23 protein-coding genes and 1 pseudogene are annotated in these 17,591 nt (G+C 64.9%); 19 read left to right on the top strand and 5 right to left on the bottom strand.

Annotation, left to right across the window (positions count from 1 at the left end; genetic code table 11):
- Positions 1 to 44: 44 nt before the first annotated feature.
- Both MSIMFI_RS01640 and mftR read right to left on the bottom strand, forming a co-directional pair.
- Positions 45 to 1,091, bottom strand: coding sequence for a DUF2332 domain-containing protein (locus MSIMFI_RS01640; protein WP_191495890.1), 1,047 nt, complete (start codon positions 1,089 to 1,091; stop codon positions 45 to 47).
- Positions 1,088 to 1,684 (bottom strand): mycofactocin system transcriptional regulator, encoded by a 597-nt coding sequence (mftR, locus tag MSIMFI_RS01635; RefSeq protein ID WP_191495889.1) that lies wholly within the window; start codon positions 1,682 to 1,684, stop codon positions 1,088 to 1,090. The genes MSIMFI_RS01640 and mftR overlap by 4 nt, the downstream gene beginning before the upstream one ends.
- 88 nt (positions 1,685 to 1,772) lie before the next feature.
- Between mftR and mftA the strand changes: the two genes are divergently transcribed.
- The 7 genes from mftA (at position 1,773) to mftG (ending at position 8,411) form a co-directional block, all read left to right on the top strand.
- Entirely contained in the window at positions 1,773 to 1,862 is a 90-nt protein-coding gene (mftA, locus tag MSIMFI_RS01630; protein ID WP_066907308.1) for a mycofactocin precursor MftA, read from the top strand.
- A 3-nt stretch (positions 1,863 to 1,865) separates the two neighbouring features.
- Positions 1,866 to 2,198 (top strand): mycofactocin biosynthesis chaperone MftB, encoded by a 333-nt coding sequence (mftB, locus tag MSIMFI_RS01625; RefSeq protein WP_396819281.1) that lies wholly within the window; start codon positions 1,866 to 1,868, stop codon positions 2,196 to 2,198.
- Positions 2,195 to 3,394: a mycofactocin radical SAM maturase gene (mftC, locus tag MSIMFI_RS01620; RefSeq protein ID WP_191495887.1), complete on the top strand. Its 1,200-nt coding sequence runs from the start codon at positions 2,195 to 2,197 to the stop codon at positions 3,392 to 3,394. The genes mftB and mftC overlap by 4 nt, the downstream gene beginning before the upstream one ends.
- A gap of 2 nt (positions 3,395 to 3,396) precedes the next feature.
- Complete coding sequence (gene mftD / locus MSIMFI_RS01615; RefSeq protein ID WP_191495886.1) at positions 3,397 to 4,581, top strand: pre-mycofactocin synthase MftD; 1,185 nt, start codon at positions 3,397 to 3,399, stop codon at positions 4,579 to 4,581.
- A gap of 226 nt (positions 4,582 to 4,807) precedes the next feature.
- Complete coding sequence (gene mftE, locus MSIMFI_RS01610; RefSeq protein WP_186241679.1) at positions 4,808 to 5,536, top strand: mycofactocin biosynthesis peptidyl-dipeptidase MftE; 729 nt, start codon at positions 4,808 to 4,810, stop codon at positions 5,534 to 5,536.
- The gene (gene mftF / locus MSIMFI_RS01605; RefSeq protein WP_186241680.1) at positions 5,533 to 6,945 is read left to right on the top strand and encodes a mycofactocin biosynthesis glycosyltransferase MftF; all 1,413 of its coding nucleotides are present in this window, start codon (positions 5,533 to 5,535) and stop codon (positions 6,943 to 6,945) included. Before mftE ends, mftF begins: the two co-directional genes overlap by 4 nt.
- Positions 6,946 to 6,953: 8 nt before the next feature.
- Positions 6,954 to 8,411 (top strand): mycofactocin dehydrogenase MftG, encoded by a 1,458-nt coding sequence (mftG, locus tag MSIMFI_RS01600; RefSeq protein ID WP_191495885.1) that lies wholly within the window; start codon positions 6,954 to 6,956, stop codon positions 8,409 to 8,411.
- On the opposite strand, the gene MSIMFI_RS28850 is transcribed toward mftG, so the two are convergent.
- On the bottom strand, positions 8,338 to 9,156 hold the full coding sequence (locus MSIMFI_RS28850) for a PE family protein (RefSeq protein WP_396820117.1): 819 nt from the start codon (positions 9,154 to 9,156) through the stop codon (positions 8,338 to 8,340). The genes mftG and MSIMFI_RS28850 overlap by 74 nt on opposite strands.
- Positions 9,157 to 9,211: 55 nt before the next feature.
- A pseudogene (locus MSIMFI_RS01590) lies at positions 9,212 to 9,646 on the bottom strand (cytochrome P450); the annotation flags it as partial.
- Between the two features lie 368 nt (positions 9,647 to 10,014).
- Here MSIMFI_RS01590 and rpsJ point away from each other — a divergent pair.
- The 11 genes from rpsJ to rpsQ are packed head-to-tail and all read left to right on the top strand — an operon-like array spanning position 10,015 to position 15,663.
- A complete protein-coding gene (gene rpsJ / locus MSIMFI_RS01585) occupies positions 10,015 to 10,320 on the top strand; it encodes a 30S ribosomal protein S10 (protein WP_003873519.1) in 306 nt (101 codons plus the stop codon).
- A gap of 15 nt (positions 10,321 to 10,335) precedes the next feature.
- Entirely contained in the window at positions 10,336 to 10,989 is a 654-nt protein-coding gene (gene rplC / locus MSIMFI_RS01580; RefSeq protein WP_186241683.1) for a 50S ribosomal protein L3, read from the top strand.
- Positions 10,989 to 11,669, top strand: a complete 681-nt coding sequence (gene rplD / locus MSIMFI_RS01575; protein ID WP_191495884.1) for a 50S ribosomal protein L4 — start codon at positions 10,989 to 10,991, stop codon at positions 11,667 to 11,669. The genes rplC and rplD overlap by 1 nt, the downstream gene beginning before the upstream one ends.
- The gene (gene rplW / locus MSIMFI_RS01570; RefSeq protein WP_085233441.1) at positions 11,669 to 11,971 is read left to right on the top strand and encodes a 50S ribosomal protein L23; all 303 of its coding nucleotides are present in this window, start codon (positions 11,669 to 11,671) and stop codon (positions 11,969 to 11,971) included. Before rplD ends, rplW begins: the two co-directional genes overlap by 1 nt.
- Before the next feature lie 32 nt (positions 11,972 to 12,003).
- Positions 12,004 to 12,846 (top strand): 50S ribosomal protein L2, encoded by an 843-nt coding sequence (gene rplB / locus MSIMFI_RS01565; protein WP_191495883.1) that lies wholly within the window; start codon positions 12,004 to 12,006, stop codon positions 12,844 to 12,846.
- A 39-nt stretch (positions 12,847 to 12,885) separates the two neighbouring features.
- On the top strand, positions 12,886 to 13,167 hold the full coding sequence (gene rpsS / locus MSIMFI_RS01560) for a 30S ribosomal protein S19 (RefSeq protein WP_006245110.1): 282 nt from the start codon (positions 12,886 to 12,888) through the stop codon (positions 13,165 to 13,167).
- A 28-nt stretch (positions 13,168 to 13,195) separates the two neighbouring features.
- Positions 13,196 to 13,753 (top strand): 50S ribosomal protein L22, encoded by a 558-nt coding sequence (gene rplV / locus MSIMFI_RS01555; protein WP_186241686.1) that lies wholly within the window; start codon positions 13,196 to 13,198, stop codon positions 13,751 to 13,753.
- Entirely contained in the window at positions 13,753 to 14,598 is an 846-nt protein-coding gene (gene rpsC / locus MSIMFI_RS01550) for a 30S ribosomal protein S3 (RefSeq protein WP_191495882.1), read from the top strand. Before rplV ends, rpsC begins: the two co-directional genes overlap by 1 nt.
- A gap of 3 nt (positions 14,599 to 14,601) precedes the next feature.
- A complete protein-coding gene (rplP, locus tag MSIMFI_RS01545; RefSeq protein ID WP_191495881.1) occupies positions 14,602 to 15,018 on the top strand; it encodes a 50S ribosomal protein L16 in 417 nt (138 codons plus the stop codon).
- Positions 15,018 to 15,260: a 50S ribosomal protein L29 gene (gene rpmC, locus MSIMFI_RS01540; RefSeq protein WP_186241688.1), complete on the top strand. Its 243-nt coding sequence runs from the start codon at positions 15,018 to 15,020 to the stop codon at positions 15,258 to 15,260. The genes rplP and rpmC overlap by 1 nt, the downstream gene beginning before the upstream one ends.
- Before the next feature lie 7 nt (positions 15,261 to 15,267).
- Positions 15,268 to 15,663: a 30S ribosomal protein S17 gene (rpsQ, locus tag MSIMFI_RS01535; protein ID WP_191497967.1), complete on the top strand. Its 396-nt coding sequence runs from the start codon at positions 15,268 to 15,270 to the stop codon at positions 15,661 to 15,663.
- Positions 15,664 to 16,163: 500 nt separating this feature from the next.
- On the opposite strand, the gene MSIMFI_RS27675 is transcribed toward rpsQ, so the two are convergent.
- Positions 16,164 to 16,463: a hypothetical protein gene (locus MSIMFI_RS27675; protein ID WP_224770273.1), complete on the bottom strand. Its 300-nt coding sequence runs from the start codon at positions 16,461 to 16,463 to the stop codon at positions 16,164 to 16,166.
- Here MSIMFI_RS27675 and MSIMFI_RS01530 point away from each other — a divergent pair.
- Positions 16,344 to 17,585 (top strand): cytochrome P450, encoded by a 1,242-nt coding sequence (locus tag MSIMFI_RS01530; protein WP_224770218.1) that lies wholly within the window; start codon positions 16,344 to 16,346, stop codon positions 17,583 to 17,585. The two genes, MSIMFI_RS27675 and MSIMFI_RS01530, sit on opposite strands and share 120 nt — an antisense overlap.
- Positions 17,586 to 17,591: the final 6 nt, after the last annotated feature.

The following is a 17,591-nucleotide window of genomic DNA, read 5'->3' as shown; positions in this document are numbered from 1 at the left end:
CGTCGCGGTTGCGACCCAAACTCCGACGGGGGAAACCAAAAAATCTACTGCCAGTGCACGGGCGGGCCGTGCGGATGGCATTCGCCGAGAACCCGCGACTGGCCGTCCGGCCAGCTACGAGCGCGCACCAGGAACTTGATCGGGGCACCGGGACCCTCCCGAGCGGGCTCGAGGGCGAGGTGCGCAAACGGCGATCGGGCGTCGGCTTGGGTGGCCAGTGCATCGATGGCCCCGGCGACCGCTGCCTGTTCTTCGGAGGAAAGGTACTGCCAGGTGATCGAATGCCATAACACGGTCAGCGCGCCGCCGGCCAAGGCCAGTGCGGCGACCGCTTCGGCCGCCGTCTGCCGCTCGAGCCGCGCTGGGACGCTACGGGCGACCGCAACGGCACCGCGCAGCCGGCTCACCCGAGCGTCCTGGTCGGGCCAGACGTAGCTCAACGCCGTCATCTCCCCGTCGGCGCCGGTGACGTCGATCGGCGCGATGTCATAACCGTGCCGCTCGACGATCCGCACCGCACCATGCGGTGGCAGCACACCCAGCCACGCGTCATCGATGATGACCGGCGAATCGGGTGGCCCCCACTGGCCGCCGACGTAGCGGTAGTGGTACTGGTCCGCCCGCAGGTTGAGTCCGGCGCTCGACCCGATCTCGAAAAGCCTTATTGGCAAATCGAATCCATGGTTTATTCGCAGCAGGCCGCCAATAAGCGCCGCAGCTCGGCCCACTTCATTGGTCTGCGGTGGTTGATCAAGAGCTGCACGCAGCGCGTCGGCATAATTAGCTGCGACACAAAGGATTTCGGGCCAGGCGGCCTGGGCTTGCCAGGTACCGCCGGTGCTGGGATACCAGCGGCGCAATCCGGGTGCCCGGCCGTCCAGCACCAACCGGTGCAGGCCGCCAAGCAGCCGAAGCGGCATTGCTTGCCGCGCCGGGGCATCCTCATGGCCGGACAGAATCGTCGCGAAGACCCCGCCGGCTTCGAGGTCGGTGGCCACGAGCTCAAACAGCTCGCCGTACATCGGCGAACCCGAGGAGGCGCAGAACCGCCCCTGGGAACGCAGCGTGTGCAGCAAGTGCTCGGCGTTCATGGGTTGAGCCGGTCCAGTCCGGCGTCGACGACGTCGAACGCGTTGCCGAGTGCCTCTGGCAGCGAGACGGACCCGTCGCTCAGCCAGTGTTCATAGGCGCTCAGTGCAACCCCGAGCATCGTCCAAGCGACGGTCTGGGGCGCTAGGTCGGTCGCTCGGGCGCCCGTCCTCCGCGCGACGAACTCGGCGATCACTTCGCGCCAACCGGCATACATGGTCATCGAGTACGCCTGCAGCTCAGGAGTTTGCAGGATGACTCGCATGCGCTGGCGGTGCCGGATGGTCTCGCACTCGTCAAAGGTATTGAACGCCAACAGCGCAGCGCGTAGCGCCTTGTTAAGCGGAACCCCCGCATCAACGTTGTCGAGCAGGTCCCGAAGGTGTGCCAGATGGGTGTCGAAATCGCCCCATGGAATGGCGTTCTTGGAGGCGTAGTAGCGAAATAGGGTGCGGCGTGCGATGCCGGCCGCCTGCGCGACGTCGTCGACGCTGACCTCGGCGAACCCCCGGTCGGCAAATAAGTCGATGGCAACGTTGCTGATGTGATTCGGTGTCGTCGAGCGGCGCCGGCCCACTCGCGAGTCGTGCAGCATCAGACCCGCCCTTCCATTTCGGCACTCGATGCCATATTGTGGCCAGGTCGACCGATCGATGTCGAGTCCCTAGCGAAAGGCTATTCACATGGATCACGAGACCGAGACCGCCACCGAGCTTGTCACCGAGACTCTGGTCGAAGAGGTTTCCATCGACGGCATGTGCGGGGTCTACTGACCTGTGCCTGATTGCCCGGCTCCTTCTCGGGCCGCTACACGGCCCGCATCGTCGCCAGGCGGTGTGTTCGACCCCGATCGCGGCTGGCAACTGCACCCTCAGGTGGCCGTACGACCGGAGCCGTTTGGGGCACTGCTCTATCACTTCGGCACTCGCAAGCTGTCGTTCCTGAAAAACCGCACCATCCTCACCGTCGTGCAGTCGCTGGCCGAACATCGTGACGTCCGGTCCGCATGCCGTGCCGCCGGGGTCGACGATTGCGATCAGGACCCATATCTGCATGCGCTGGGTGTGCTGGCTGGTTCCGACATGCTGGTGGCCAAGGAGGTCGAGTGAAAGCGGCAGTGCCCCGGCTCGTCGAGCAGTTCGAGCGCGGACTGGATGCGCCGATCTGTCTGACGTGGGAACTGACCTACGCGTGCAACCTCGCGTGTGTGCATTGCCTGTCGTCCTCGGGCAAACGCGATCCGCGGGAGTTGTCCACCCGCCAATGCATGGACATCATCGACGATCTGGAACGCATGCAGGTGTTCTACGTGAACATCGGCGGTGGCGAGCCCACTGTGCGCCCGGACTTTTGGGAATTGGTGGACTACGCCACCGCACACCATATCGGCGTGAAATTCTCCACCAATGGCGTGCGAATCACTCCCGAGGTGGCCGCGCGGTTGGCGGCAAACGACTACGTGGATGTCCAGATTTCGCTCGACGGTGCGACCGCCGAAGTCAATGATGCCGTTCGTGGCCCCGGGTCATTCGCCATGGCGGTGCGCGCGCTGGAAAACCTTGCCGACGCCGGCTTCTCCAATGCGAAGATCTCAGTTGTCGCCACCCGCCACAATATCGACCAGTTAGACGAATTCGCAGCCCTGGCAAGCCGTTACGGTGCCACCCTGCGAATTACCCGACTGCGTCCGTCGGGGCGGGGCGCGGATGTCTGGGACGACTTGCACCCCACCGCGGCCCAGCAGATTCAGCTGTATGACTGGCTGGTCGCCAAGGGTGAGCGAGTTCTCACCGGTGACTCCTTCTTTCATCTGGCGCCGCTCGGCGAGTCCGGCGCGCTGGCCGGGCTGAACATGTGCGGCGCCGGCCGGGTGGTTTGTCTGATCGACCCAGTGGGTGACGTGTATGCGTGCCCGTTCGCGATCCATGATCGTTTTCTCGCGGGAAACGTGTTGTCCGACAGTGGCTTTGGGACTGGCTTCGCTTCCATTTGGAAGAACGCGCCGCTGTTTCGTGAGCTACGTGAGCCCCAATCCGCTGGAGCCTGCGGCAGCTGCGGGCACTACGACAGCTGCCGGGGTGGCTGCATGGCGGCAAAATTCTTCACCGGCCTGCCGCTGGACGGACCGGATCCCGAGTGCGTCCAGGGCCACGCCGCGCCGGCATTGGCGCGTGAACGTGACACGCCCCGAACGCGAGTCGACCACTCGCGGGGGCGGCGGATCAGCGCGCCGGTGCCACTCACGCTGACGGTGCGACGTCCGGCGGTAGCGCCGGACAAGCTCTGCAACGAAAGTCCCGTATAGCCATGGCCGACCAATGGTTTGAAACGGTAGCCATCGCGCAGCAACGCGCGAAGCGTCGGTTGCCGAAGTCCGTTTACTCGTCTCTGATTTCGGCAAGTGAAAAGGGAATCACGGTCGCCGATAATGTCGCGGCATTCAGCGAACTCGGTTTTGCGCCACATGTCGTTGGCGCACCGGAAAAGCGTGACTTGTCGACGACGATTATGGGGCAAGATATTTCGCTACCAGTAATCATCTCGCCGACCGGCGTCCAGGCGGTCGATCCCGATGGTGAAATCGCCGTCGCGCGCGCCGCGGCGGCCCGGGGCACGGCGATGGGATTGTCATCGTTCGCCAGCAAGCCGATCGAGGAAGTCGTCGCCGCCAACCCCAAAATCTTCTTCCAGGTCTACTGGCTGGGTGGCCGCGACGCGATCGCCGAGCGTGTGGAACGGGCGCGGCAGGCCGGCGCGGCCGGAATGATCGTCACCACCGATTGGACGTTCTCGCACGGGCGCGACTGGGGCAGCCCCAAGATCCCCGAAGAAATGAACCTGCGGACCATCCTGCGGCTGTCCCCAGAGGCGATCACCAAGCCCCGGTGGTTCTGGAAGTTCGCCAAGACGATGCGACCACCCGACCTACGGGTGCCCAACCAGGGTCGCCGCGGCGAGCCTGGCCCGCCGTTCTTCGCCGCCTACGGGGAGTGGATGGGCACACCTCCACCGACCTGGGAAGACATCGCCTGGCTGCGGGAATTGTGGGGCGGACCATTCATGCTCAAGGGCGTGATGCGCGTCGACGATGCCAAAAGGGCTGTAGATGCTGGTGTTTCGGCGATCTCGGTGTCCAACCACGGCGGCAACAACTTGGATGGCACACCCGCGTCGATCCGTGCGCTGCCCGCCGTGGCGGCAGCCGTCGGCGACCAGGTCGAGGTTCTGCTTGACGGTGGCATCCGGCGGGGGAGCGACGTAGTCAAGGCCGTGGCGTTGGGAGCACGTGCGGTGATGATTGGCCGCGCCTATCTGTGGGGCCTGGCCGCGGCCGGTCAGTCGGGCGTGGAGAACGTCCTCGACATCTTGCGCGGCGGCATCGACTCCGCCCTGATGGGGCTCGGGCGGACATCGGTTCACGACCTCGGACAGGACGACATCCTGGTTCCCGCGGGGTTCGCGCGTGAGTTAGGTATGCCGCCTTCTAAATGAGTCAAATCGGGGCCGAGTTGGGATGTTTCCCCGTACGGGATGTGGGCCGTCTCGGCGGTGCCCCTATTACCACAGACTTCGGGACCCGGGAAGGCCGTTGTAAATCACCCTTGCGGAAAATCTGGTACTGGCGGGACAGCCGGGGCGGACGAGTTTAATTTCGCCGGTCTAAGTGGCTAAGCGGGAAAAAAATTCAGCAAAAGAGGTAACAATCGGTGCACGCCAGGTGAATTCGGCTTACCATCGGCGAGTGCCCGTACTCGGCGAACTGGGGAGTGCGACGTCGAGGCAGTTACAAATGTCCACCTCGCCGTCAATAGTGATCCCGCTGGGATCCACCGAACAGCATGGTCCACACCTGCCGCTGGATACCGATACCCGGATTGCGACCGCCGTCGCCCGGGCTGTCACCGAACGCCTCGATTGGCTGCTGGCGCCAGCCATCGCCTACGGTGCCAGCGGCGAGCATCAAAGTTTCGCAGGAACGATCTCTATCGGTACCGAAGCCCTGACGATGCTGCTGGTGGAGTATGGCCGCTCGGCGGCCTGCTGGGCCGAGCGTCTAGTCTTCGTAAATGGCCACGGCGGCAATTTCGGTGCGTTGAACCGCGCGGTAAGCCTGCTGCGATCCGAAGGTCGCGACGCGGGATGGTGCCCCTGTACCTCAGCTGGCGCTGACGCCCACGCCGGCCATACCGAAACGTCCCTGTTGCTGCATCTTTCACCTGCCGATGTGCTGACCGACCGCTGGCGCGCGGGCAATGGCGCTTCGTTGTCTGAGCTGCTGCCGTCGATGCGCCGTGGTGGCGTTGCGGCGGTCAGCCCGACAGGAGTGCTGGGGGACCCGACGACCGCGACCGCCGACGACGGGAAACGGATTTTTGCGGAGATGGTCGACGACTGTGCGCGTCGAATCGCCAGGTGGTTGCCGGGGCCCGACGGGATGCTGACATGACCGCAACGCGCCTGCCCGACGGGTTCGCCGTGCAGGTTGACCGTCGCGTGCGGGTGCTCGGCCACGGCGCGGCCCTGCTGGGAGGCTCACCGACGAGGTTGCTGCGGTTGGCTCCCGCCGCCCAAGACATGATCTCCGACGGCCGCCTCAAGGTTCGCGACGAGGTCAGTGCGCAGTTGGCCCGCACCCTGCTGGACGCCACGGTCGCGCATCCGCGCCCGGCGAGTGGCCCGTCACATCGTGATGTCACCGTCGTTATCCCGGTTCGCGACAACGCATCTGGTCTGCGCCGTTTGGTGACTTCGCTACGCGGACTGCGCGTCATCGTGGTCGACGACGGTTCGGCATACCCGGTTGAGCTGGACGACTTCGCTGGCGCACACTGCGACATCGAAGTGCTGCACCACCCCCGCAGCAAGGGACCGTCGGCCGCGCGCAACACCGGGCTGGCGGCATGCACCACCGACTTCGTAGCCTTCCTGGATTCCGACGTGGCGCCGCAACGTGGATGGCTGGAGGCGCTGCTGGGCCACTTTTGTGATCCCACCGTTGCACTCGTCGCGCCGCGGATCGTGGGTCTGTCACAAAGCGAGAATGTGGTAGCTCGCTATGAGGCGGTGCACTCGTCACTTGATCTGGGTCAGCGGGAAGCGCCGGTGCTACCGCACAGCACGGTGTCCTACGTGCCCAGTGCGGCGATCATCTGCCGCAGCTCGGCCATCCGGGAGGTTGGCGGGTTCGACGAGACCCTGCAGTCCGGCGAAGACGTCGACCTGTGCTGGCGGCTCATCGAGGCCGGTGCCCGGCTGCGCTATGAGCCAATCGCGCTGGTCGCGCATGACCATCGCACGGAATTGCGGGACTGGCTCGCGCGCAAGGCCTTTTACGGCGGCTCAGCTGCTCCGCTATCGCTACGGCATCCTGACAAGACCGCGCCGGTGGTGATCTCCGGCTGGGCATTGATGGCTTGGGTCCTCATGTCACTGGGTACCGGCGTTGCTCAGCTGGCTTCGCTGATCATTGCCCTGGTGACGGGCCGTCGCATCGCGAAGGCCATGCGCGGCGCCGAGACGTCGTTCTGGGATGTCCTCGTGGTTGCCACCCGCGGGTTGTGGTCGGCGGCGTTGCAACTCGCATCGGCGCTTTGCCGGCACTACTGGCCGGTGGCCTTGCTCGCGGCAATTCTGTCGCGCCACTGTAGGCGGGTCGTTCTGATAGCGGCTGTCGTGGATGGTGTCGCGGACTGGCTGCGCCGCAGGGAGGCCGCCGACGGTGGTGCTGAACCGATCGGGCTACTGACCTTCTTGTTGCTCAAGCGCGTCGACGACCTGGCCTACGGCATCGGCCTGTGGTACGGGGTGCTGCGCGAACGCAACATCGGTGCGCTCAAGCCGCAGATCCGGACGTAACCGCCGCCTTGACTGCAGCCGTCCGGCATAGCGATGTTTTGATCGTCGGTGCTGGAAGCGCTGGATCGGTTGTTGCCGAGCGTCTTTCCGCCGATCCCAGTTGTGTGGTGACCGTGCTCGAGGCCGGCCCCGGACTCGCCCATCCCGGAGTGCTGGCCCAGACCGCCAACGGGCTGCAATTGCCCATCGGTGCCGGCAGCCCCCTGGTCCAGCGGTATGAGACCCAGCTGACCGATCGACCGGTTCGTCAGCTGCCGATCGTGCGAGGAGCAACGCTGGGCGGTTCCGGCGCCATCAACGGCGGCTACTTCTGCCGTGGATTACCGCGCGACTTCGATCGCTATTCGATCTCCGGCTGGGCGTGGTCGGATGTCCTCGAACACTTTCGGGCAATCGAAACCGACATGGATTTCGACGGTCCGGCCCACGGCAACGCTGGGCCGATCCCGGTTCGTCGGACACACGACATGACTGGGACCACCGAAATTTTTATAGCTGCCGCCGAGCGCGCCGGTTTTCACTGGATCGCTGATCTCAATGATGTGGGACCGGAGGTCGTTTCGGGAATTGGTGCGGTCCCGCTCAATATCGTCGATGGGGTGCGGACCGGCTCGGGGGCGGGATATTTAATACCTGCCCTGAGCCGGGTCAACCTGACGCTTGTAGAGCAGACGCGGGCACTTCGATTGCGCTTTTCCGGCGCCTTCCCAGGGCAAACGGCCGTGGGCGTTGACGCGATGGGCCCAACAGGCGCGACCACCTTTACCGCCGACCGAATCGTGTTGTGCGCCGGTGCGATTGAATCGGCACATCTGCTGATGCTTTCCGGTATCGGCGACCCTGCAATGCTACGGGCCGCTGGATTGCTAGTGGTGGCGGCGCTGCCGGTCGGCATGAGTTGTAGCGATCACCCCGAATGGGTACTGCCGACCACGTGGACCGTCGCCGCCCAACGTCCAGCTGTAGAGGTGGTGCTCAGCACCGATGATGACCTCGAGATTAGGCCGTATACAGGCGGTTTCGTCGCAATGACCGGCAACGGCACCCCAGGACATCCCGACTGGCCGCATATCGGGGTAGCACTCATGCAGCCCCGTGCCCGGGGGCGAATCAGCGTGGTTTCACCCGATCCCTGGGTCGCACCCCGTATTGAGCACCATTACGACAGCGAGCCGGAGGACGTAGCAGCGCTACGTCGCGGCACGGAATTGGCGCGCGAAATAGCGGGTTTGACAACAGGAATCGGTGAGCCAGCGTGGTCGACGTGTCAGCATCTGTGTGGCAGCGCGCCGATGGGCGTCGAGGGTGATCCGAAAGCCGTTGTGGACCAACGGTGCCGCGTTCGCGGAATCGAGAACCTGTGGGTAATTGATGGTTCCATCCTGCCGGTGATCACCAGCCGTGGTCCGCACGCAACCATCGTGATGCTGGCGCACCGCGCGGCGGGGTTCGTTGAGCGCAGCTGACCGCTAAGAGGCCGGGCGTTGCCGCCCTCGGCTGGACCGCGTCTGCCCGACCCGCCGCCGACGTTGCCCCCGCCGGCACCGCCCGCGCCGCCGGCCCGGCGGGCAATGGCGTTAGCGCGGCTGGCGAGCTGACCTCTGCCGCCACGGGCCCCGCCGACTCGGCCGCTACAAGAGGTTGGAATGGCTGACGGACCGTCGGCCCGACCGACCCCGCCGCCGCAGTTGAACCCGTCGGCACCGCCCGTCCCATCGGCACCACCGAAGGACCGACCGAACCCGGCGCTACCACTGCTGTGGTCGGCTGCGCAGGTACCGCCGTGGCCGCACTGAATGCCGCCGTTGGCGTCGTTGCGCCGGTGGCCGGCGCCCCATGGTAGGCGGCGCCGGTCAGCAGACCACCCAACAGCGCCTGGCCGGGGGCACCGACCGCAGAGGCACCTTGCCCGGCGGTCTGCAAGGTCGAGTTGTTCGTGGCCTCGCTGAGCGCGTACTGCTCCGCGCCGGAACTCATCAGCTGCACAAACTGATTGTGGAACGCCTCCGCCTGAGCGCTGAGCAGCTGATATGTCTGTGCGCGCGCCGCGAACAGCGCCGCTAGCCACGTCGATATCTCATCGGCACCCGCGGGGAACACCGCCCCCGATGTAGGGGCCGCTGCCAGTGCGCTGGCATTGCTGATCGTCGAACCTATGCTCGCAAAATCTGTTGCGCCGCAGCAACATAGTCCGGCGCCGCACTGACAAATGACATGTCGCCCCCTCCAGCTAGACAGAGATCGTTATGCCCGGCGCGCGGTCCACTTAAACCTTTGGTCCGGCGGTATCAGCGCAGCGAGAGTATCGAATCGGCAGCTGCGTGAGGCCGCCGACGAACGTGGTGACGATGCGGGTTCGCCGTTCAACTCGATCGACTTCAGCCGCGACAAGCGCTCGGCGAAGAAACTGCCTACTTCCCTGCGGGCCAGCCCGGCACCCAGGCTGAAGTGCACGCCGAAGCCGAATGCCAAGTGTTTATTGGTGTTTCGCGACATCGAAGCGAAACGGTTCGTCGAACACTTCCTCGTCCCGGTTGGCGGAGACATACGACAGATACGCCGACTCGCCCTTGGCGATGGGCACTCCAGGTATGACGGTGTCCTCGGTGGCGGTGCGCATGAACTCGCTGACGGCTGGGGCGCCAGCCTCGGAGTTCAGTCCGGGCTGAACCCACTCCGTTTGTCGCCGGACGGAGCCTGGCGCTCACAGTGGTCGGGATTTGGCCGAAGCGGTGATCTAAGGCATACTGTTCAGGTTGTCTTGCGCCAGGTTTGCGCCTGGCCGGGCATACGACCAGCGCCCAAACGGGCGCGTCCGGTCCCAACCTTGGAGAGCGACCAATTTCGGCCGGTTCCGAGGCTGCGTGCGGGTGACACGCCCGAGCGCGGGGGCCGGTGGACCACGACTAGTAAACAGCGGCGCAGTATCCGGCGCGACGCTAACTCGGCCAGGAATGGGCCTGGGTCGACCGGCGCGCTGGGGGCACCAGGTCCGGGGACCGGGCCTTCGAAACGGGACGAGTGGGACAGGTCCGGACGGGCCTCAAGCGGGAGATGAGGTAGGAAAGCGTGGCGGGACAGAAGATCCGCATCAGGCTCAAGGCCTACGACCATGAGGCTATTGACGCTTCGGCGCGAAAGATCGTCGAGACCGTCGTCCGCACGGGCGCTAGCGTCGTGGGTCCGGTGCCATTGCCGACCGAAAAGAACGTGTATTGCGTCATTCGCTCCCCGCATAAGTACAAGGACTCGCGCGAGCACTTCGAGATGCGCACCCACAAGCGGTTGATCGACATCCTCGATCCGACGCCGAAGACCGTTGACGCCCTCATGCGTATCGATCTGCCGGCCAGTGTCGACGTCAACATCCAGTAGGAGATTCGGCGAGCAATGGCAAGAAAAGGCATTCTGGGTACCAAGCTGGGCATGACGCAGGTATTCGACGAAAACAACAGGGTTGTGCCGGTGACTGTGGTCAAGGCGGGGCCGAACGTGGTGACCCGCATCCGCACCCCGGAGCGTGACGGGTACTGCGCTGTGCAGCTGGCGTATGGCGAGATCAGTCCTCGCAAGGTCAACAAGCCATTGACCGGTCAGTACACCGCCGCGGGTGTCAACCCACGACGTCACCTGGCCGAATTGCGACTGGACGACGCGGACGCGGCTAACGAGTACGAGGTCGGCCAGGAGTTGACGGCCGCGATCTTCGCCGACGGCAGCTACGTCGACGTGACAGGCACCTCCAAGGGCAAGGGCTACGCCGGCACCATGAAGCGCCACGGTTTCCGCGGTCAGGGTGCCAGCCACGGCGCCCAGGCGGTGCACCGGCGCCCGGGCTCGATTGGCGGCTGCGCCACTCCGGCGCGGGTGTTCAAGGGCACCCGGATGTCGGGCCGCATGGGCAACGACCGGGTAACCGCCCAGAACCTGTTGGTGCACAAGGTCGATGCCGAGAACGGCGTGCTGCTGATCAAGGGTGCGGTCCCCGGGCGCACCGGTGGACTGGTGGTGGTCCGCAGCGCGATCAAGCGAGGTGAGAAGTAATGGCTGCCCAGGGTTACAAGACACTGAAGATTGACGTCAAGACGCCGGTCGGCAAGGTTGACGGCTCCATCGAGCTGCCGGCCGAGCTGTTTGACGTCCCGGCGAATATCGCGCTGATGCACCAGGTGGTCACCGCACAGCGGGCGGCGGCCCGGCAGGGCACGCATGCGACGAAGACGCGCGGCGACGTCAGTGGCGGGGGCCGCAAGCCCCATCGGCAGAAGGGAAACGGCCGCGCTCGGCAGGGCTCGACGCGGGCCCCCCAGGTCACCGGCGGCGGGGGTGTGCACGGTCCCCAGCCGCGCGACTACAGCCAGCGAACCCCCAAGAAGATGATCGCGGCGGCGTTGCGCGGAGCGTTGTCCGACCGAGCACGCAACGGGCGCATCCACGCGGTCACCGAACTGGTGGAAGGCCAAACCCCTTCCACTAAGAGCGCCAAGGCATTCCTGGGCACGCTGACGGATCGCAAGCAGGTCCTGGTGGTCATCGGACGCAGCGACGAGGCGGGTGCAAAAAGCGTGCGCAACCTGCCCGGCGTGCACATCCTGACGCCCGACCAGCTCAACACCTATGACGTGCTGCGCGCCGATGACGTGGTGTTCAGCGTGGAGGCGCTCAACGCCTACATCGCAGCGAACACAGCCAGCACGGAGACGCCCGAGGAGGTTTCGGCCTGATGGCGACCATCGCTGATCCCCGCGACATCATCCTGGCCCCGGTCATCTCAGAGAAGTCCTACGGGCTGCTCGACGACAATGTGTACACGTTTGTGGTGCACCCCGATTCGAACAAGACGCAGATCAAGATCGCGGTCGAGAAGATCTTTTCCGTCAAGGTCGCGTCGGTGAACACCGCGAATCGGCAGGGCAAGCGCAAGCGCACCAGGACCGGGTACGGAAAGCGTAAGAACACCAAGCGCGCCATCGTCACGTTGGCGCCGGGTAGTAAGCCGATCGACCTGTTCGGAGCACCGGCCTAGTCGCCGCGCGCGAGAGAGAGATCTGATTAGACATGGCAATTCGTAAGTACAAGCCGACGACGCCGGGCCGTCGCGGTGCCAGCGTTTCCGATTTCGCCGAGATCACGCGGTCACCCCCGGAGAAGTCGCTGGTGCGGCCGCTGCACGGTCATGGCGGGCGTAACGCGCATGGCCGGATCACCACGCGGCACAAGGGCGGGGGCCACAAGCGTGCCTACCGGGTGATCGACTTCCGCCGCAACGACAAAGACGGTGTCAACGCCAAGGTTGCGCACATCGAGTACGACCCGAACCGCACGGCAAGGATTGCCCTCCTGCACTTTCTGGACGGCGAGAAGCGCTACATCATTGCGCCGAACGGACTTTCGCAGGGCGACATCGTGGAGTCGGGCGCCAACGCCGACATCAAGCCGGGCAATAACCTGCCGTTGCGCAATATCCCGGCCGGTACCTTGATTCACGCCGTCGAGCTGCGGCCCGGGGGCGGCGCCAAGCTGGCGCGCTCGGCCGGATCGAGCATCCAGCTGCTCGGCAAGGAGGCCAGCTACGCGTCGTTGCGTATGCCCAGTGGTGAGATCCGCCGGGTCGACGTCCGCTGCCGCGCGACCGTCGGCGAGGTGGGCAATGCCGAGCAGGCAAACATTAACTGGGGCAAGGCCGGTCGCATGCGATGGAAGGGCAAGCGCCCCTCGGTCCGCGGGGTGGTGATGAACCCCGTCGACCACCCGCACGGCGGTGGGGAGGGCAAGACCTCCGGTGGCCGTCACCCAGTCAGCCCGTGGGGCAAGCCCGAGGGCCGCACCCGTAACCCGAACAAGGCGAGCAACAAGCTCATCGTCCGACGTCGGCGCACCGGCAAGAAGCACGGGCGCTAACGCCGTGCAAATGAAGGAAGTTTCAGGGAGTAGCCAACTATGCCACGCAGCCTGAAGAAGGGCCCGTTCGTCGACGACCATCTGCTCAAGAAGGTCGACGTGCAGAACGAGAAGAACACCAAGCAGGTCATCAAGACCTGGTCGCGGCGCTCGACGATCATTCCGGACTTCATCGGTCACACCTTCGCGGTGCACGACGGCCGCAAGCATGTTCCGGTGTTCGTCACCGAGTCGATGGTGGGTCACAAGCTTGGTGAATTCGCGCCTACGCGCACCTTCAAGGGACACATCAAGGACGACCGAAAAGCGAAGCGGCGATGAGCGCTTGCGCGCAGAGCAGAGGGTATAGATGAGTACCACCACTGAGTTCCCGTCGGCGGTCGCCAAGGCACGGTTTGTGCGGGTGTCGCCTAGAAAGGCGCGCCGGGTCATCGACCTGGTTCGCGGTCGGTCGGTATCAGACGCGCTCGACATCTTGCGCTGGGCGCCACAGGCCGCCAGTGAGCCGGTGGCCAAGGTGATCGCCAGTGCGGCCGCCAACGCCCAGAACAACAACGGGCTGGACCCGGCGACTCTGGTGGTGGCCACCGTTTACGCCGACGAGGGTCCCACCGCCAAGCGGATCCGTCCGCGCGCCCAGGGCCGGGCGTTCCGGATCCGCAGGCGAACCAGCCACATCACCGTGGTAGTGGAGAGCCGGCCGACCAAGGACCAACGTTCAGCGAAGTCGTCGCGCGCGCGCCGTGCCGAGGGCAGCAAGGCCGCCGCCAAGGCACCGGCGAAGAAGGCGGCAACCAAGGCGCCGGCCAAGAAGGCGGCCGCGAAGGCACCGGCAAAGAAAGCACCCGCGAAGAAGGCTGCTGCCAAGACTTCTGAGGCTTCTGAAGCGAAGGGAGGCTCAGACTAGTGGGCCAGAAGATCAATCCGCACGGCTTCCGGCTAGGCATTACCACCGACTGGAAGTCGCGCTGGTACGCCGATAAGCAGTACGCCGAGTACGTCAAGGAAGACGTAGCGATCCGCCGGCTGCTGTCCAGTGGTCTGGAACGCGCGGGGATCGCCGACGTGGAGATCGAGCGGACCCGCGACCGGGTCCGGGTGGACATCCACACCGCCCGTCCTGGCATTGTCATCGGTCGCCGCGGTACCGAGGCCGACCGGATCCGTGCCGACCTGGAGAAGTTGACCGGCAAGCAGGTACAGCTCAACATCCTCGAAGTCAAAAACCCTGAGTCCCAAGCGCAATTGGTGGCCCAGGGGGTTGCCGAGCAGTTGAGCAACCGGGTTGCGTTCCGTCGGGCGATGCGCAAGGCAATCCAGTCGGCGATGCGTCAGCCCAACGTCAAGGGAATCCGGGTACAGTGCTCTGGCCGGCTCGGCGGTGCGGAGATGAGCCGCTCGGAGTTCTACCGCGAGGGCCGCGTGCCGCTGCACACGTTGCGGGCAGACATCGACTACGGCCTGTACGAAGCCAAGACCACCTTCGGCCGGATCGGCGTGAAGGTGTGGATCTACAAGGGCGACATCGTCGGCGGCAAACGCGAATTGGCCGCCGCCGCGCCCGCGGGCGCCGAGCGCCCACGTCGCGAGCGGCCGTCGAGCACCCGTCCGCGTCGCAGCGGTGCCTCCGGCACCACGGCGACCGGTACCGACGCCGGTCGCGCCGCGGGTGGTGAGGAAACCGCCGCTGGGTCGTCGGGAGATGTGGCCACGGCCGTCGACACGCAGAGCACGCAGAGCACGGAGAGCTGAATCATGTTGATTCCCCGCAAAGTTAAACCCCGAAAGCAACACCATCCCCGCCAGCGCGGCATCGCCAGTGGCGGCACGACGGTGAACTTCGGCGACTACGGCATCCAGGCCCTCGAGCACGCTTACGTCACCAACCGGCAGATCGAGTCCGCTCGTATCGCCATCAACCGGCACATCAAGCGTGGCGGCAAGGTGTGGATCAACATCTTCCCGGACCGCCCGTTGACCAAGAAGCCCGCCGAGACCCGGATGGGTTCGGGTAAGGGCTCGCCGGAGTGGTGGGTGGTTAACGTCAAGCCCGGCCGGGTGCTGTTCGAGCTGAGCTATCCCAACGAGCAGACCGCCCGGGCCGCGCTGACCCGTGCTATCCACAAGTTGCCGATCAAGGCACGCATCGTGACTCGAGAGGAGCAGTTCTGATGGCAGTGGGAGTTTCCCCTGGCGAACTGCGCGAGCTTACCGACGAAGAGCTGACCGAGCGGTTGCGCGAATCCAAGGAAGAGCTGTTCAATCTGCGCTTCCAGATGGCGACCGGGCAGCTTACGAACAACCGCCGGCTCCGCACGGTGCGTCAGGAAATCGCGCGGATTTACACCGTGCTGCGTGAACGAGAACTGGGTCTGGCTTCTGGGCCCGATGGTGCCCCCGAGAACGAAGCGTGAAGGAATCGTGATGGCAGAGGCTAAGACCGGCGCGAAAGCGGCCCCCGCAGCGAAGAAGGCGACGGCCAAGAAGGCTGCACCGAAGGCGGCAGCACCGAAGGACGCTGCGCCGAAGGACAAGGGCCCCAAGAACACTCCGCGCACTCCGAAGGCGCGCGGCCGTCGTAAGACCCGCATCGGCTATGTGGTGAGCGACAAGATGCAAAAGACCATTGTGGTCGAATTGGAAGATCGCATGCGGCACCCGCTGTACGGCAAGATCATCCGCACCACCAAGAAGGTCAAGGCGCACGACGAGAACAGCACTGCGGGCATCGGTGACCGTGTCGCGCTGATGGAGACGCGTCCGCTGTCAGCGACCAAGCGCTGGCGTCTCGTCGAGATCCTCGAGAAGGCCAAGTAAGGGCCGCGAGCAGACACAAAACCCCGACACGCTAAGCGTGTCGGGGTTTTGTGTCTACACGCCAGCGGAGCAACTTGCGGAGCAGCTAGCGGAGCAGCTAGCGGAGCAACGTCTGTCCGCTGCCCGTACGACACAAAAGTGGTCTAACAGACGCCGGTCGGGGGACACCGGTTGGCGAATTGCGCTGTTAGTTTTGCGATTCCGTGATTCGCATACCGCCCACCTTGCGCCGCATTGCTGGGCGTGGATCGAGAAGGAGGTCAACCCATGTCCCACGAAATCCTGTTCGGCGAAAAAGAGGCCGCGTACTCGGTGCCCGTCTTCAAGGCCGGCGACGGCGTCGAATGAGGGTCGGCCGCCCAGGTGAATTCACCCGTGCGGCTGCCGTAGTGACGTTTGTCCCCCAATCAGAGGATACGATCGCGTTCACTAAATTGGGCCGGTCGGCGGACACCGCTCTGCCAACCGCGTCAGTAAGTTTGGCGATACCGATTCACAAATCAACCACGAGGAGTTTCATGTCCCACGAAATCCTGTTCCGCGACATCGAGATTGCTTACTCGCTGCCGATCTACCAGGCCGACGGCGTCGTCGAGTGAGTTGAGCTGCCCATTAAGGCTGCGCCCGTCACGGGCGCAGCCGGGCATGCTCGATGCGAGCCGGTAGTCATGCGAACCACCATCGAACGGCCACGCTTCGACCCGCTCTGCGTCGATCTCACGAATCCGGACACCTTCGCCAACGGTTTCCCCCACCAGGTCTTCGGGATCCATCGTCGTGAGGCCCCGGTGTTCTGGCATGAGCCGACCGAGCACACACCCGACGCCGAAGGCTTCTGGTCGGTAGCCGGCTATGCCGAAACCATTGCGGTGCTGCGTGACTCAGTGACTTTCTCGTCCGTCACCGGCGGTCAGCGACCTTACGGCGGCACGGTCCTGCAGGACATGTCGGTCGCTGGCCAGGTGCTCAGTATGATGGACGGTCCACGGCACGCGGCCATCCGCCGACTGGTCAGCTCCGGCCTCGGGGCGCGAATGATCCGTCGAATCGAAGACGACCTGCGCCAGCGGGCCCGCCGATTGTTCGACGAGATCGAGCCCGGCGTGGCGTTCGACTTCGCGGCCGACGTCGCTCCCGAGCTGCCGACGCAGACGATCTGCATGCTGCTCGGAGTGCCGGAGAGCGACCGGCATTGGCTGTTGGCGGAGTTCGAATCGGGCTACGACTTTCGCGGCTCTGAAAAAGCCTACGTTTCATGGGTTTTCGGTGAAAACGCCGAATCCCGCAGGGACAGCTACGGCGAGGAGCTTATCGCGCGCAAACGCGCCGAACCGGCCGACGACATGCTGTCGATCGTCGTCAACGCCACCATCGACGATCCCGATGCACCGGTCCTGTCGGACACCGAGCAGTATCTGTTCTTCCATCAGCTGTTCAGTGCGGGCACCGACACCGTCCGCAACGCACTCGCCGGCGGACTGCTGGCTCTGGCAGAACACCCGGATCAGTGGCAGCGGCTTCGCCGCGACTCGGAGTTGGTGCCGACGGCGATCGAGGAGATAGTGCGGTGGACCACGCCGTCGCCGTCGAAGCGCCGCACGGCCACCCGCGATGTCGCGTTGGGCGGAAAGGCGATCGAGGCCGGGCAGAAGGTGCTGGTGTGGGAGGGCTCCGCCAACCGCGATGCGCACGTGTTCGACCGCGCGGACGAGTTCGACATCACCCGACGACCCAACCCGCACCTGGGCTTTGGTCAAGGGGTGCACTATTGCATGGGCGCTAATCTGGCACGTCTGCAACTGCGGGTGTTCTTCGAGGAACTGCTGCCTCGCTTCGAGCACATCGCGGTTGTCGGCCCCGTCGAATGGCCGCGCAGCAACCGCCGCAATGGACCGCAGCGCCTGATCGTGGAGCTGCGATAAGCGCCG

It is taken from the genome of Mycobacterium simulans, from assembly GCF_900232995.1.
In the GTDB taxonomy this organism is placed as follows: domain Bacteria; phylum Actinomycetota; class Actinomycetes; order Mycobacteriales; family Mycobacteriaceae; genus Mycobacterium; species Mycobacterium simulans.
Note: the sequence above shows the minus strand (reverse complement) of the source record. Positions and strands in the feature narration are given on the sequence as shown.

Coding starts and splice junctions, on each gene's coding strand:
- MSIMFI_RS01640 (WP_191495890.1), bottom strand. CDS start 1,091: ATGAACGCCGAGCACTTGCTGCACACGCTGCGTTCCCAGGGGCGGTTC.
- mftR (WP_191495889.1), bottom strand. CDS start 1,684: ATGCTGCACGACTCGCGAGTGGGCCGGCGCCGCTCGACGACACCGAAT.
- mftA (WP_066907308.1), top strand. CDS start 1,773: ATGGATCACGAGACCGAGACCGCCACCGAGCTTGTCACCGAGACTCTG.
- mftD (WP_191495886.1), top strand. CDS start 3,397: ATGGCCGACCAATGGTTTGAAACGGTAGCCATCGCGCAGCAACGCGCG.
- mftF (WP_186241680.1), top strand. CDS start 5,533: ATGACCGCAACGCGCCTGCCCGACGGGTTCGCCGTGCAGGTTGACCGT.
- rplC (WP_186241683.1), top strand. CDS start 10,336: ATGGCAAGAAAAGGCATTCTGGGTACCAAGCTGGGCATGACGCAGGTA.
- rplD (WP_191495884.1), top strand. CDS start 10,989: ATGGCTGCCCAGGGTTACAAGACACTGAAGATTGACGTCAAGACGCCG.
- rplW (WP_085233441.1), top strand. CDS start 11,669: ATGGCGACCATCGCTGATCCCCGCGACATCATCCTGGCCCCGGTCATC.
- rplB (WP_191495883.1), top strand. CDS start 12,004: ATGGCAATTCGTAAGTACAAGCCGACGACGCCGGGCCGTCGCGGTGCC.
- rpsS (WP_006245110.1), top strand. CDS start 12,886: ATGCCACGCAGCCTGAAGAAGGGCCCGTTCGTCGACGACCATCTGCTC.
- rplV (WP_186241686.1), top strand. CDS start 13,196: ATGAGTACCACCACTGAGTTCCCGTCGGCGGTCGCCAAGGCACGGTTT.
- rplP (WP_191495881.1), top strand. CDS start 14,602: ATGTTGATTCCCCGCAAAGTTAAACCCCGAAAGCAACACCATCCCCGC.
- rpmC (WP_186241688.1), top strand. CDS start 15,018: ATGGCAGTGGGAGTTTCCCCTGGCGAACTGCGCGAGCTTACCGACGAA.
- MSIMFI_RS27675 (WP_224770273.1), bottom strand. CDS start 16,463: ATGCCAGAACACCGGGGCCTCACGACGATGGATCCCGAAGACCTGGTG.